This is a genomic window from Hyphomicrobium facile, assembly GCF_900116175.1.
GTDB classification, from domain to species: domain Bacteria; phylum Pseudomonadota; class Alphaproteobacteria; order Rhizobiales; family Hyphomicrobiaceae; genus Hyphomicrobium_B; species Hyphomicrobium_B facile.
In genome coordinates this window covers 671,686-686,462 of sequence record NZ_FPCH01000001.1, presented here as the reverse complement: position 1 = coordinate 686,462, position 14,777 = coordinate 671,686, and the positions used below count along the sequence as shown (strand labels likewise).

Genomic DNA, 14,777 nt, shown 5'->3' with positions numbered 1-14,777 from the left:
AGTTCATCGTCGATCGCTTCAAACGACACGCAGCGCTTTGAGGATGCGTTCGGGCGTCATCGGGAGCTGCGTGATGGAAGCTTTGAATGGCGACAGGGCATCGTTCACAGCGTTGAGAGCTGCACCTGACGCAGCCGCCGTTCCGGCCTCGCCGCATCCCTTCGCGCCAAGCTCGGTGTCCTGCGTCGGTGTCTCGACATGGCCAATGACGATGTCGGGCATCTCGCATGCCATCGGCACCAGGTAGTCCGCCATGGAGCCGTTCAGCAGTTGCCCAGACTTGCTGTAGAGGCATTCCTCGAAGAACGCAGCACCCAATCCCTGCACGACACCGCCGCGAATCTGCTCGTCTACGAGCAGCGGGTTGAGGATCCTACCGCAATCCTCGATCACCCAGTGCTTGAGGATCTTCACAAACCCGGTTTCGACGTCGACCTCCACGAGGCTGCCGTGGATACCGTTCGTAAAGGCGAAGGGATATCCGCTCGGTGCATAATGATGCGCCACCGTCAGTTCGGGTTGGATTCCCTTGGGGAGCAAGTCCGAGCGAAAGTACGCGAGATTGGCGAGCTCGCCGAGACTCATGCGGATGTTTCCGCCCTGGTCTAGAATCTGGCCGTCGCTGATGTCGAGCTTGCCCGGAGAGCATTGCAGAATCGCACCAGCGATCTCGAGTATCCGTCCCTTGAGCTTCTTACTGGCCTGTAGTGCAGTCTCGCCGCCGATCCCCGCGCCACGGCAGGCCCAGGTCGCTCCACCCACAGGCGTCATGTCGGTATCGCCGGTGATGACACGGACAAGATTGGGATTGATGCCAACGCCTTCGGCGACGATCTGGCCAACAATCGCCTCCGCTCCCTGTCCGAGCTCAGAGAGACTGATCAGGCACTGGATTCCGCCGGATGACGTCACTTTCAGCACGCAACCGTCTTGCGCAGAAATATGGGCGCCGCCCACCCCGTAGAACGCCGGCGAGGGATTTGTTATCTCGACGTATGTGGCGATCCCGATCCCGCGATGTATTCCTGCTTCACGCAGCCGGGCTTGGTCTTTGCGAAGAGCTTCGTAGTCCATCGCCTCATGGAGTTTATCGAGGCACTCCTCCAAGGAAAGGCGCTCGAAGCTGTACCCGCTCGGCGTCTTGTGGGGATACATGTCTTGCGTCACGTAGTTGCGGCGCCGGATTTCGAATGGGTCAAGTCCGACTCTGGCTCCTGCGAGATCCACGAGGCGTTCGGTAACCGCACAAGCGATCGGATGTCCGACGGCGCGGTACTGGCTCATCTGTGTCTTGTTCTGCGCCACAACCGTCAGGTCGGCGCGGTAGTCCTTAAGGCGGTAAGCTGCTCCGATGAGGCGAACAACCTGATTGCCTTCCACGACGCTCGTGCGCGGGTACGCCGAAAAGGGGCCAACTCCGGTAACATCGTCGACCTCGATACCGCGAAACATGCCGTCTGCAGATATTGCGAGCCGGGCGCGGACGCGGTGATCGCGCGCATGGATATCGGTAAGAAAGGACTCCATGCGGTCAGCAGTGAATTTGACCGGTCGGCCGGTAAGAATGCTGGCGCCGACGACTGCCATGTCCTCGTGATAGAGGTGGAGCTTCATTCCGAACGATCCGCCGACATCCGGCGCAACCACGCGAACATGGGCTTCCGAAAGCCCGAAGTGGCGCGCATAGATATCATGGAACTGGTAAGGCGTTTGGGTCGATTGGTGGACGGTGAGTCTTCCGTCGCTTGGATCGTAGTCCGCGAGGATAGACCGCAGCTCCATCGTTACCGCAGTATGACGGCCAAATCGGAATTCGGCCTCCACGACTTCGGCATCCTCGAACGCGGAAGCCGTCGAACCGGATTCGATACGCGTGCGAAAGATGACGTTGCTGCCCGCTTCTTCATAAACGAGAGTTGAATCCGGCAACTGCGCAGCGTCGATATCGACAACGGGCTCGAGTTCGTCCAACTCGACTTCGATGGCCTCGAGCGCATCCTCCGCTTGCGCTCTGGTCTCGGCGATGACCATCGCAATCGGGTGCCCGGCCCAGAGCACTTTCTCGGTTGCCAGTGGCAGTTGGGGTGCGGACTTCATGCCTGCAAAATGCGACAGCGTCCCAACCCAAGGTTTGCAGATCGCTGCAAAGTCTGCGCCGATGAAAACCCGATGCACACCCGGCATCGCGGCAGCGGCTTCGATGGAAATCGCTCCCAGGCGCGCGTGTGCGAACGGACTACGCCAAAACGCTGCGTAGAGCATGCGAGGAACCACGATGTCGTCCGTATAGCGTCCGCGCCCCGCCAACAGGCGCTTGGCACCAGGCCGTGGCAGTGACTTGCCAATATATTGGTTGGCGGCGCGAAAGGGGCTGTCGGATATCGCGGTCACTTGCTGCCCTCCGCGTTTGCAGCCCGCATCCGCGCCACGACTTCGATCGCATCCACGATGGCTTCGTATCCTGTGCAGCGACAGTAGTTTCCGGATAGGGCGTCGCGAATTTCGTCGCGCGAAGGAACACCACCAGTAGAAAGGCAGTCGCGAGCCGTTATCAGGACACCGGGAGTGCAATAACCGCATTGCAGCGCATTGCGTTCGAAAAACGCGGCCTGAAGATCGGCAATGGATCCATTTTCCGAAAGGCCCTCGATGGTCTCAACGCTGAGATCATCGGCCTGGACGGCAAGCATCAGGCATGAGTGAACCGCACGCCCTTCCAAACTTACGAGGCATGCGCCGCATGCGCCCATTTCACATCCGGCGTGGGTGCCGGTGAGTCCGAGATCGCGGCGCAAGAAATCGAGCAACGTCAGACGGGGTTCGACCATGCGCCGAACTATCGAACCGTTGACCTTGACGGTGATGGAGACCTGTTCGCTCATTTGTCCTCGCGCAGAAGAGCGTTCAGGCTGCGGCCGAGAAGGACGCGAGCAAGGTGCATGCGTGTTTCGGATGACACCTCGTCCGTCCCATCAGGAGACAGATCGTTGGCGAGTGCCGCCTGAGCGGAAGCTATTCCTTCGGCGCCGAGGAACGTTCCGATGAGCTGTGCTTCGGCCGTCTTCGCGCGAGTTGGGATCGGCCCGACAGAGGAAAATGCAAGGCGGATCTCTTTGACATTTGAATCATGAATGACCGCATTCACCGCCAATCCGACGATTGCATAGTCGCCGCGGCGACGCGCCAGTTCATCGAAATGAACGCGTTGCCCGTGCGACGGAGGCGGAATCAAAATCGCGGTCAGCAGCTCGCCAGGTCCAATGTCTGTTTCGTAGAGCGCGCGGAAATAGTCGTCCGCTCTGACCGTGCGTATCCCGTTGGCACCCGCGATCTCCAGACTTGCGTTGAGCGCGAGAATGCATGTTGGGAATTCGGCTGCTGGATCAGCGAGCGCAAGGCTTCCACCAATTGTCCCGAGATTGCGGATCGCGGGGTGCGCAACGAATGGCGCCGCTCGCGACAGGAGTGACGCATGCTCGGCGACGAGCGGCGAACGAAGGACTTCGACATGGCGTGTAAGCGCGCCGATGCGCAACCCGGAGCTGCTCACACTAACGCCGCGCATACCTTCAACGCGCGAGATGTCGATCAATAGATCCGGAGCATCGAGGCGCAGGTTCAATGCGGGCAAAAGGCTTTGCCCGCCAGCGAGAAAGCGCGCTTCTCCCTCGCAGGATGCGAAGGCCGCGAGCGCCTCCTCGACGCTTGTCACGCGCCGGAAAGAAAATGTTCTTGCCTTCACAGCATCATCCGAGACGCTGCAACCACCATATGCATCCGGTCGGACCTTTGGATTGAAACCATATGGTCTCAAATAGTGCGGACCGCTTCCGCGTGTCAAGACCAACTGGTCACAATGTCATCGCATGCGTTTGAGTGTGAGCCGGGCCGCAGCAAAGATTGCTACTTGGTCTTGAAACGACAGCGCGTTATCCGTTGCGCTGAGCGGCAACTGTGCCGGACTGGCAAGCAGGAGAGTTGGCCGGTAGATGACCAAGCAGCGAAGCAAAACCGGCAGGACGAGAGGCTCCAACCGGCCAAAGAGCTATATGCGCGCCAGCGAGCGCGAGCAGTTCATTCTTGATGAGGCTGTCCGCTTTTTTGCCGAGCACGGGTTTGAAGGCCAAACGCGAGAACTCGCCAAGCGAATGGGGATCACGCATTCGGCGATTTACAGACATTTTCCCAGCAAAGAGGCATTGATCGAACGTGTCTACGAGCACATCTTTTTGAGCCGCTGGAATTCGGATTGGGGCCAACTCATCAGGGATAGGGAACGACCGCTTGAAGCAAGACTAACGGACTTTTACCTGCAGTACGCAGACCGGGTTTTTCACTACGACTGGGTCAGGATATTTGTCTTTTCTGGCCTTAAGGGCTTCGGCTTAACTCAACGCTACCTCGAACTCGTCCGCTCGCAGATTATTGATCCTGCATGCCTCGAGTTGAGACACGAGCTCGGATTGCCAGGCACGGATCAATATCCCCTATCAGAGCGAGAGACAGAACTGCTGTGGGGTTTGCACGGACGCATATTCTATCTCGCCATTCGGCGCTTCGTATACGTCACTCCCACGCCCGAGTGCCTTGAGACGACCGTTCGCGACGGCGTAAAAACGTTCATGTCGGGAGGACCTGAGGTCGTTCGCTCGATGATGAGCGAGTCCTCAATAGATCGCAGTGGCTCGGCTCGCAGCCGAGCGACCGGGAAACGACCGAAGAGCGCCGCAGCAAGAGGGCGCGCGAGAGAATGACGGAGATGTCTCGCCGAGCTGCGACGCTATATTTTACGCGACTGGCGGCGTCGCAAGTCCTTGCTTCAGACAATAATAGACGAGCTCGATGTCGGTCCGGACGCCCAGCTTGGACTTGATGGCGTAATGGTAATTGGCAACGGTTTTGGGACTCAAGTTGAAGGCGTTCGCGATCTCATCGGTGGTTTTCTCGTCCAGGATCATCCGCAAGATTTCGAATTCGCGCGGCGAGAGCAATTCCAATGCAGACTCTTCTTGAAACAGCCGGTTGGCCGCTATGGCGCTGTTGATTTCCGCGCAAAGAGCTGGCCGGCCCGAAAACACCGTCTTGATTGCACTGATAAGATCGTCTGGCGGGCTGCTTTTCGTCACGTAACCTTGCGCGCCTGCTTTGAATGCCTGTTCGGCATACGATGCATTCGCGTGCATCGTGAACATGAGGATCCGCGCATCGGGGTCATAGCGCCGCAACTGCTGCACGACGTCTATTCCTCCCCGCCCCGGCATTGAGATATCGAGCACCGTCACGTCGGGCGTAAGATTTTTGTATGACTGATAGCCCGAGCTGGCGTCGCTTGCCTCGCCCACCACCTCGATTTCGTTTTGGCTTTCAATCAGCCGGCGATACCCCTGCCGCACAACAGCATGATCATCGACAAGGAGAACACGAATTTTCTTCATAATCAGCTTCCCGGCTGCGCGAGAAATTCAACACGCAGACCAAAACCACCGGACGGGTTAGGGCCGGCGGCGAAACGGCCGCTCAAGGCAAGAACGCGCTCTCGCATGCCGATGATCCCCCAGCTACCGAGCCCGCCTTTGCCTTCCGAGGTAATCCCGCAGCCGTCGTCATCGACAGCGAGCTCGATCTTGTCCGCGCCATTCTCGCGATATTTGTTGAGCTTCACGTGAACATTGTGGGCGCGGGCGTGCTTTGCTGCGTTGGTCAGCGCCTCCTGGACGATGCGGTAGACATGGGCGCTCGCTTCTGAACTCAAATCCGCCAGGTCGCCTTGAGCTTCCAATGTAAAGTGCGTCGTGCCCTGCGCGAGCGAGTTGTGTTTCTCGACCAGACCACGAAGGCTTTGGATCAAGCCAAGGTCATCGATCTCTGAAGGCCGAAGGTACGCCAGGGTCTTTCGGAGGGACCCGATTAGCTCTGATGTCATGGCTTCCAGCTCGCTGGCGTCTTCGGCTGCCGTCGGATCGTTGCGATGGAACTTACTGCGCACGCATGCGGCGACGGCATTGATGCCGCTAAGCTGCTGCGCAACGTCGTCATGAAGTTCCCGTGCGATGTGCAATCGTTCCTGTTCCTGAGCATCGACAAGCTTGCGCGCCAGTTCGGTACGGTCCGCCATCGCCTTGGAGAGATCGCGCGAAAGCGAGTTGAAAACTTCACTGATGCGGTTGAGCTCGGCAAGACGAAATGCCGGCAATCGGCATTCGAGGTCGCCTTGCGCTAATCGGTTCAATCCGGCGAGAATTTCCTTGGTAGGCGCAAGCGCTCGGTCGATGACCCAGTACGTCACGACGCAGAGCGTTGCGATAAGAAAAGCGGAGAGGCCCAGCATTGGAGAAATGGTGGTCCACGCCTGCGCCGCTGTCGCGATAGGATCCGAACTCGCGATCACCTCCCCCTGCGGCGTTCCCCGATAGGAAAGGTGCCGTGCAGCCGGCGCAGCCGCATTGAGAAGATGTCTGTACGCCGCGAAGAACCAATCTGGCGTTGATACACCGGCCGTGTTTACGCCTTCGCAGCTTGACCGGATCACCTTCCCATTGACGTCTGAGAGCTGAATGCACTGGCCAGGTTGTAGCGCGTACGTCGTCACGAGATCCCAGTCGGGAAATCTCTTCGGAATATCGAGAGCGGTCTGGATTCGTACGAGCTGCAGATCCAGCTGGCGACCAACCGACTCAGCCAGCAGCTCATTCTGACGCTTGGCCGCGATTGCAGACCAATAAATCGAATACGCCGATCCGAACGCGAAACACGCGAGTGCGACGAGAACGATGCGACGCACCAAAAGCAGCTTAAGATCCATACGAACCGCTCCCTTCCGGAGATAGACGGTTAGGCCAAGGTCCCGACGCTGTGAAGAAGGCCCAGCGCAGATCGTGGGATTTGCCCAAAAGTCTTCAGGGATTTCGCCATTGTATCAGACGCCGCAGAACCCCATTCTATTGGCAGGACGTTTAGCGCGAAATCCGCCAAGTTTAAGGGAAAATCCATGCCGAACATCATGACTTCTGCGGCGATGCGGGTACGAACCGGCTGGGTTAAGCATGCGCTGCAAATCATCTCCGCGTTCGCGATTAGCGTCTTCGCCGCGATGCCGGCGCACGCCGATCCGCAACGCATCGCCTTCCTCGGCATCCAAATGCAAAACGACAACGAGGGATACGAGCCAACGAGCGACGCGGAACGCAACCGAATGAGGCTTGTTTCGGCAGCGTTCAAGAAGATGCTCGCGGACTCAGGGAAATATACCTTCGTCTCCGTTCCAGCCACGGAACAACAAAAAATCGAAGCTGGTCAGGCGGTCGGAGTGTGCGGCGGTTGCGAGTTCGACTACGGCCGCAATCTCAACGTAGAGCGGGTCGCGTGGATCCGCGTTCAAAAGATTTCGAACCTCATCCTCAACCTCAACGTCTATATCGCCGACGTGCCGAACCAGCGCATTGGCTTCGTCCACAGCGTCGACCTTCGCAACAACACGGATGAATCCTGGATACGGGGCATACACTACCTCGTACAGAACTACCTGCTGCCGAACGCGCAGGGTTGATGCCCGTCGTCTCGAACGGACCTGTATCGGCAGAAGCCGGTACTGGGCTAGGCGGAAAGCAAATGAAGAAAAAATCCGGCTCGTTCACTCCTGCCAGGAGAGCGGCGGCGTTCCTTTTAGCCATGCTGTGTTGCGGCTCATCGGAAGCGGCAGATCTCTCCACCCGCGAGATCGTGCGCCAGCTTTTTTCCTCGACCGCGCAACGGCCAGTCGACCTGTCCGGCAAGAAGCTTGATAATCTTGATCTGGCCGGCGTCGACTTCAAACATGCAAACTTGAAGGGAGCCTCTCTCTTCGGAACAGATCTCTCCGGCGCCAATCTCGCCGGTTGCAATCTCGAAAGCGCCAACCTCGATCGGACCACGCTCACGAAGACAAATTTCGACGGCGCGAATCTTCGATCGGCGACTATTCGCCGGCCATCTGTTTTCTCAAGCATGTCGCCAACAATTGACGAAGCCCCTTCCTTCCGGAACGCCAATCTCGAGAGCGCGTGGCTCGAAGGAATCCTCGACTACACCGACTTCAGCGGCGCGCATCTCGCTGGCGCGCGGTTCGGCCCGCTCAACACCCGGGACAACCAGGGGACCGCCGCCGGACCCAAGTTGCGCTTTGCGAGCTTCGCGAATGCGGACCTAAGCGCTGTCACCCTTGAGCGCGCCGACCTGAGCTTCGCAAATTTTTCGAGTGCAAAGCTGGATGGAGCGAACTTGCGAAGCGCTGATCTCTCGAACGCGACGTTCCGAGACGCAAGTCTTCAAGGTGCGGATTTGTTAGCGGCACTTCCCGACAACACGGATTGGACAAACGCCGTGTTGCCCGCTCAGGATCTCAATCGCTAAGCCCGCATTCTTCGATCGCAGGCCTGGAGAGACGAAATGATTTCCCCGAAGAGCTTAGTCGCGTGTCTGCTTGCCGCCTCTGTGATATTCGCCGGAGGCGAAAAAGGTTTTGCGGGGACGATCAGCGAAGCCCGCTTGCGAGCGGCGGCTGATGACAAGGACAACTGGATTATTCCGGGCCGCGACTACGCCAATCAGCGCTTTTCGCCGCTCGATAAGATCACACCTGCAAACGTCGGAAAGCTCGTTCCCAAATGGATCTATCAAACCGGGATCGCGGGCACCTTTCAAACGACACCGCTGGTTGCCGATGGTGTGATGTACGTCACTACGCCTTTTTCCAATGTCGTCGCGCTGAACGCAGTCACAGGCCGGGAAATCTGGCGATACGATCACAAGGTCGCATCCGGCTACAAACTTTGCTGCGGCCCCGCCAATCGCGGCGCGGCGTTGGGCCAGGATCGCGTCTTCGTAGCAACCGTTGACGCTCGTCTGGTCGCTCTCGAATCCGCGTCGGGCCAAGTCGCTTGGGATATTCCGTTGGTCGATCCCGATACCTCCCATCCAGCAGGAATGAGCGAGGACAAATCGTCTTCTCTGGATAGCGGTGACCCGCGTCTCAAATCCAACGTCCAGGGACAGACCGGCGTCGGCTCAGCGGCGCCCCCTCTTGTGGTTGGCGATCTCGTCATAGCCGGCATCAACGGCGTCGGTTACGGTCTCCATCTCGACAGCAATCGGCCGGGATCTCCTCTCGGCACCGTGGTTGGCGTCGCCGGGCGGTTCGGCAGACCGGGATTCATCGCCGCCTTCGACGTCAAAACCGGCAAACGCGTCTGGCAATTCGATACGACTGAGCCCGGCTGGGAGGGAGAGTATTCTCCAACGACACCAGACGGTATTCCTCTCCATCGCGACATCGCCGGCGAGAAAGCCGCCGCCCCAAAGTTTTCTGATTCATGGCGCCACGGCGGTGGCAGCAGTTGGCCGACGCCCGCCTACGATCCCGCGCTTGGCCTGATCTACATCGGTGTCGGCAATCCCTCGCCCCAGGCGAGCGGAGAGACGCGTCCGGGAGACAATTTGTATACCGTTTGCCTCGTCGCGCTCGATGTGCACACCGGGAAGCGCGTTTGGCACTACCAGCTCGTGCCTCATGACGTGTGGGGATACGACGTCGCAAGCCCGCCCGTTTTGTTCGACGCGACCGTTGACGGCAAACCGGTTCCCGCAATCGGACACGCAAGCAAGCTCGGGTGGTATTACACCCTCGACCGTCGCGATGGCCGTCTACTATTTAAATCCGAGCCGTTTGTTCCGCAGCAGAACCTCTTCGCTCAAGCGACCAAGGAAGGCGTTTTAATCGCGCCTGGTGTGGGCGGCGGCACCAATTGGTCCCCAACTTCCTTCGACGCGACGAGCGGTATTGCGTATGTCGCCGCGATGCACATGCCCTCGCTGTATAAGAAGGGCACAATTCCCGCGACAAGCGACAGGCCTGCCGTCGACTTCGCAACCATTGAACCCGCTGACGTACCGTATTGGGGTACGCTCACCGCGATCGACGTCGCGAAAACCGGCAAAATCCTTTGGCAGAGGAAGACCAGCGAACCTCTTATCGGTGGCGTACTCGCGACTGCCGGCGGACTGGTTTTCACTGGTGAAGGATCCGGCGAGTTTTCCGCATTTGACGCCAAGACTGGCGACCATCTGTGGAGCTTCAATTGCGGAGCAGGTGTCAACGCACCTCCCATCGCATTCCAAATCGATGGCCGCGAGTACATCGCCGTCGCCGCCGGTGGCAGTCAGATCTGGGGATTCCGGCAAGGCGACGCCGTCGTCGTATTCGCATTATCGAATTGACTGATCTCGCGCGAAGCCGCGATCAAATTCGCAACCGTGTTCAAATCGGTCAAAACACCCAAACGTCGGCAGGAAAATCGCCATTGTTGTCGTCGGACGATTACGCGACGGTCTTTCCACCTCGTCACTCTATGCATCGCCCGCGCCCGGGCTAGAAGAATAAACTGGAGGAATTTGATGCCGAAATTCAACGACAGAAACATCGCCCTGCACACGTACGATTGGCTGCCAAAAAACAAATTCTATGCCTACGGCGCGGCAGAGAAGACCGGAATCGTCGATGTAACCTCGAAGTTCGCCGCGAAGAAACTGGCGAGAATTCTTTCTCTACTTATCCTCTTCGTGACGCCGGCATTTGGACACGAGATGCCGAAGGAGTTGGCGCCCGAAGATATCGTCTACAAAGACGATCCGGCCTTTCCGAAGGGGGCACAGACGGCGGTCGTTTTCGGCGATCCGTCGAAACCGGGGCTCTTTGTCATTCGCGCGAAGTTCCCTCCACATTACGTCGTACCGCCGCACATCCACCCGGTCTTCGAAGCCGTGACCGTCCTCAGCGGAACAATGGGTAGCGGCATGGGCGAAACCGTCGATAAGGCAAGCGGCAAGATCCTGCCGACGGGATCAATTTTGCTTCTTCCAGCCGATCATCCTCATTACGTTTGGGCAGGCGATACGGAGACCGTCGTCCAGGTCGTCGGCAATGGACCTTTTGATCTCATCTACGTGAATCCGGCAGATGATCCGCGCAAGAAATGACGTATAGCGTCAAATCCACATCGAAAAGCCGATGGCTTTTCGATGTGGGTAATTGCCGGATTAACGCTATTAGCCATTTAAAAAAATAATTTTTGGTACGGATAACGCATCATCTCTATACTGCGCAATAGACGGGGGACACTTGGAGAAATAACCAAGGAGTCCAAAGATGAAATATATTCTTGCGACTGCGGCGGCCACGCTTCTCTTGGGCGCGGCGTCTCTCCCGGCAACAGCTGAAGATACGCCCGCCGCAAACGGCTCATCTCATACCATGGGCGACAGCGGCAAGCTTCCGGCGACCGGCGCCGTCACTGGCCGCGTTCCGGATATGGGCGCCGGTACAGGCTCAAGCACCGGAACGGATGGCACCGCCCACAGAATGGGGGACGACGGGAAACTCCCGGCGACCAACTCCATGAGCAACGAGGTACCTAAAATGACCTCACCAGACGCTACCGATAAGTAACGAATTCCAAGCTCATCCTCGTCATCGCGATTGTAATCGGCGCCTCGTCGTGAAACGAGGAGGCGCCGATTGCAAGCAATCGTATCAACAGCCAACTTCTTCGAAGTTTCGGAGGTTCGTCATGACAGCCAGACCAATGCTTGAGACGCGTTCGGAAGCGGCAGATCCGAGTTGGTGGGGCGCTATTCTCGTCGGCGCCATCTTCCTTTTCGCCGGAATCTTCGTTCTCGGCGATGTCGTCGCAGCGACCGTTATCAGCGCCTTTCTCATCGGCATCCTGCTCGCCGTCGCGGGCGTGGCCGAGGTGTTTCAGGCCTTCTCCGCGCAGCATTGGCGCGGCTTCGCCTTCAGACTTCTCGTCGGACTGCTGTACGTCGTCTGCGGGCTGATGCTCATAACGGACCCTGCGCGAGCCTCCATCATTCTGACTCTTGTGTTCGCGATATCGCTGATCGCCTCGGGCTTTGTACGCATCTTCCAGGCCTTTCAGTACTGGGAATGGTTCGGCTCGCTTCTGCTTATCTCCGGTATCGTCGGCATCGTTGCGGGTCTCGTCATTCTCGCGCAATGGCCAGTTAGCGGGTTGTGGGTCCTAGGTCTTCTGGTCGGTATCGATCTCATGCTCCACGGCGTGTGGTGGATCTCGCTCGGCGGCCGCTTGCGGCAGGAAAGAAGTTCAGTCCCGGCGTGACGCCGTCTGCAGTTGAATGTTGCGGTCCGGCAGGCGGGCGACGGGTTTTTGGGTCCAGCGTGAGCGACGATGGCTGCTAAAAATTCTGACGCCCGCAGGAAAGCCGGCCGAGCTTCCTGTTCGATCGACCTCGCCTTGCAAGGCGGCGGATCTCACGGCGCCTTTACCTGGGGCGTCTTGGATCGCCTGCTTGAGGAAAGCTGGCTCAATATCGACGGCATTTCCGGCACATCTGCCGGTGCCATGAATGCCGCCGTTCTCGTTGATGGCCACGCCGAAGGCGGCGCGGACGGAGCGCGCGCCGCCCTGGAAAAATATTGGCGCAACGTATCGCACGCCGCTTTGCTTAGCCCCTTCCAGCGAACGCCTCTCGACGTGATGCTCGGACGTTGGACGCTCGACACCTCCCCGGCTTTCGTCGCGATGGATTTGATGTCTCGCGTGTTCTCGCCTTACGACTTGAACCCGGGAGGATCGAATCCGCTTCACGAGATCTTGCTCCAGAACATCGATTTCAACCGGCTGGCGCGTGCGCCGATCAAGCTGTTCGTCACCGCGACCAACGTGCGAACAGGCAAGGGCCGCGTGTTTCGAAACGCCGACATCTCTCCGGAAGTCCTCCTCGCATCCGCTTGCCTGCCGACGCTGTTTCAGGCCGTCGATATCAATGGCGAAAGCTATTGGGACGGCGGCTATTCCGGCAACCCGACGATCACGCCTCTCGTCCGCGAATGCACATCCAAAGATACGATCCTTATTCAGATCAATCCGATAGAACGGCCCGAAATACCCCAATCCGCGCGCGATATTCTCAATCGGCTCAACGAGGTTTCGTTCAATTCCGTTCTGATGAAGGAATTGCGCATGATTGCCATTTTGCGGCAGGTGGCCAATGCGGGCGACTGCGAGGGCGCACTTTGGGCCGGTATGCGCATTCATCGCATCTCGAGTGAGGCGATGGTCGCGCTCGGCTATTCCTCCAAACTCAACGCCGAGTGGCAGTTTCTGTGCATGCTGCGGGATGAAGGGCGCCGCGCGGCGGAAGCATTTCTCGAGAAGGACGGAAAAAACCTAGGCAAACGGTCCTCATTCGACCTCGATACTCTTCTCGAAGGAGTATGACGCGGTGGGTCTTATCGGCATCCTGATCGGCCTGGGCCTGCTCGTGTTTTTTGCCTTCCGGGGCTGGAGCGTACTCTTGCTCGCGCCCGCAGCCGCCCTCATTGCTGCCGCGTTCGCAGGCGAGCCGCTGCTCGCCCATTGGACGCAAACGTTCATGGGGAGCGCTGCGCAATTCCTGGCGCAGTTCTTCCCGATCTTTCTGCTCGGCGCGCTCTTCGGCAAGCTTATGGAAGACAGCGGCTCGGTCGCCGCCATTTCCGGCTTCATGACCAAGAAGCTCGGAGCGAAGCGCGCGATACTCGCTGTTGTCCTGGCCGGCGCGATCGTTACCTACGGCGGCGTCAGCCTTTTCGTGGCGTTCTTTGTATTGGCGCCGATGGCGAGAGCGTTGTTTCATGACGCTGGGATTCCGCTTCGACTCATGCCTGCGGCGATCGTCCTCGGTACATCGACTTTCACCATGTCCGCATTGCCGGGAACACCCGCGATCCAGAACGCGATCCCGATGCCGTTCTTCGGCACCACACCGTTCGCCGCGCCCGGACTTGGCATCATTGCGTCAGCTATCATGCTCGGCTTCGGCCTGTGGTGGCTCCGCCGTGCCGAAAACGCGGCACGCCGCGCCGATGAAAGCGGCGGCGCCCCGGTCGCGGACGTCGATACGGCAGTCGATAACGAACGTGTGCGCGAACTCGCAACGACCGCACGCGAATTCGATCCCGCTGAAATCCATCGGGGCCACCGCAGTGAGGCCTTGCCGCCGATCGCCTTGGCGGCGCTGCCTTTGATCGTGGTCGTGAGCTTCAATTTTCTGATGTCGATGTTCGTCCTGCCGCGCTTGAACGCCGCTTTCTTGGCCGAACCCCGGTGGGGTGAGACATCTCTTTCAGCAGTTGGTGGCGTGTGGGCCGTGGTCGTCGCGCTCTTCACCGCGATTGTGACGCTCGTCTTCATCAACCGGCAACGTCTGCCGGCCCTCCGCGAGAGCGTGGACGCGGGAGCCAATGCCTCCGTCTTGCCGGCCTTCAGCGTGGCAAGCCTCGTGGGCTTCGGCGCGGTCGTAGCGGCGCTGCCGGCCTTTGCGATCGTACGAGATTGGGTTTTATCGATCGGTGGCGGTCCGCTCGTCTCCCTCGCCGTCGCCACCAACATTCTTTCCGCATTGACAGGATCGGCGTCGGGCGGATTGACGATTGCGCTCGATGCGCTCGGCCCGACCTATATGACTCTCGCCGCACAACACGGAATTGATCCGGCGCTGCTGCACCGCGTCGCCGTGATAGGCTCGGGAACACTCGACAGCCTGCCGCACAACGGCGCCGTCGTATCGCTTCTCGCAGTCTGCGGAACGACGCATCGCGAAAGCTATTTTGACATCGTCATGGTCGCAATCGTTGGCGCAATCATCGCCTTGGCGGCGGTGATTGTTTTGGGTTCGACGTTTGGAACATTTTGATGGATTCCTCGTCACCCGCCGACGCACGG

14 protein-coding genes are annotated in these 14,777 nt (G+C 58.8%); 9 read left to right on the top strand and 5 right to left on the bottom strand.

The features are described 5' to 3' along the window. Nucleotides 1-18: 18 nt before the first annotated feature. The 3 genes from BM399_RS03280 to BM399_RS03270 are packed head-to-tail and all read right to left on the bottom strand — an operon-like array spanning nucleotide 19 to nucleotide 3,742. Complete coding sequence (locus BM399_RS03280; RefSeq protein ID WP_092864171.1) at nucleotides 19-2,391, bottom strand: xanthine dehydrogenase family protein molybdopterin-binding subunit; 2,373 nt, start codon at nucleotides 2,389-2,391, stop codon at nucleotides 19-21. Next, complete coding sequence (locus tag BM399_RS03275) at nucleotides 2,388-2,882, bottom strand: (2Fe-2S)-binding protein (RefSeq protein WP_092864168.1); 495 nt, start codon at nucleotides 2,880-2,882, stop codon at nucleotides 2,388-2,390. Before BM399_RS03275 ends, BM399_RS03280 begins: the two co-directional genes overlap by 4 nt. After that, nucleotides 2,879-3,742, bottom strand: a complete 864-nt coding sequence (locus tag BM399_RS03270; protein WP_092864165.1) for an FAD binding domain-containing protein — start codon at nucleotides 3,740-3,742, stop codon at nucleotides 2,879-2,881. Before BM399_RS03270 ends, BM399_RS03275 begins: the two co-directional genes overlap by 4 nt. A 247-nt stretch (nucleotides 3,743-3,989) precedes the next feature. Here BM399_RS03270 and BM399_RS03265 point away from each other — a divergent pair, with 247 nt between their 5' ends. Continuing rightward, on the top strand, nucleotides 3,990-4,754 hold the full coding sequence (locus BM399_RS03265; RefSeq protein ID WP_425284050.1) for a TetR/AcrR family transcriptional regulator: 765 nt from the start codon (nucleotides 3,990-3,992) through the stop codon (nucleotides 4,752-4,754). Nucleotides 4,755-4,787: 33 nt separating this feature from the next. On the opposite strand, the gene BM399_RS03260 is transcribed toward BM399_RS03265, so the two are convergent. Beyond that, nucleotides 4,788-5,435 carry a response regulator gene (locus tag BM399_RS03260; protein WP_092864162.1) on the bottom strand — a complete coding sequence of 216 codons (648 nt, stop codon included), beginning with the start codon at nucleotides 5,433-5,435 and terminating at the stop codon, nucleotides 4,788-4,790. 2 nt (nucleotides 5,436-5,437) lie between these two features. After that, the gene (locus tag BM399_RS03255) at nucleotides 5,438-6,802 is read right to left on the bottom strand and encodes a sensor histidine kinase (RefSeq protein ID WP_092864159.1); all 1,365 of its coding nucleotides are present in this window, start codon (nucleotides 6,800-6,802) and stop codon (nucleotides 5,438-5,440) included. A 186-nt stretch (nucleotides 6,803-6,988) separates the two neighbouring features. Between BM399_RS03255 and BM399_RS03250 the strand changes: the two genes are divergently transcribed. From BM399_RS03250 to BM399_RS03215, 8 genes are all read left to right on the top strand, one after another. After that, the gene (locus BM399_RS03250; protein WP_244531042.1) at nucleotides 6,989-7,546 is read left to right on the top strand and encodes a DUF3280 domain-containing protein; all 558 of its coding nucleotides are present in this window, start codon (nucleotides 6,989-6,991) and stop codon (nucleotides 7,544-7,546) included. Nucleotides 7,547-7,608: 62 nt separating this feature from the next. After that, nucleotides 7,609-8,388, top strand: coding sequence for a pentapeptide repeat-containing protein (locus tag BM399_RS03245; RefSeq protein WP_177228032.1), 780 nt, complete (start codon nucleotides 7,609-7,611; stop codon nucleotides 8,386-8,388). A gap of 36 nt (nucleotides 8,389-8,424) precedes the next feature. Then, nucleotides 8,425-10,251 (top strand): pyrroloquinoline quinone-dependent dehydrogenase, encoded by a 1,827-nt coding sequence (locus BM399_RS03240; RefSeq protein ID WP_092864153.1) that lies wholly within the window; start codon nucleotides 8,425-8,427, stop codon nucleotides 10,249-10,251. Between the two features lie 177 nt (nucleotides 10,252-10,428). Beyond that, nucleotides 10,429-11,010, top strand: a complete 582-nt coding sequence (locus tag BM399_RS03235; RefSeq protein WP_177228031.1) for a cupin domain-containing protein — start codon at nucleotides 10,429-10,431, stop codon at nucleotides 11,008-11,010. Nucleotides 11,011-11,179: 169 nt separating this feature from the next. Then, entirely contained in the window at nucleotides 11,180-11,479 is a 300-nt protein-coding gene (locus BM399_RS03230; protein WP_092864150.1) for a hypothetical protein, read from the top strand. A gap of 121 nt (nucleotides 11,480-11,600) precedes the next feature. Continuing rightward, nucleotides 11,601-12,170 (top strand): HdeD family acid-resistance protein, encoded by a 570-nt coding sequence (locus tag BM399_RS03225; protein WP_092864147.1) that lies wholly within the window; start codon nucleotides 11,601-11,603, stop codon nucleotides 12,168-12,170. A 69-nt stretch (nucleotides 12,171-12,239) separates the two neighbouring features. After that, entirely contained in the window at nucleotides 12,240-13,292 is a 1,053-nt protein-coding gene (locus tag BM399_RS03220) for a patatin-like phospholipase family protein (protein WP_092864144.1), read from the top strand. 4 nt (nucleotides 13,293-13,296) lie between these two features. Then, entirely contained in the window at nucleotides 13,297-14,748 is a 1,452-nt protein-coding gene (locus tag BM399_RS03215; RefSeq protein WP_092864141.1) for a GntP family permease, read from the top strand. The last annotated feature ends 29 nt before the right edge of the window (nucleotides 14,749-14,777 follow it).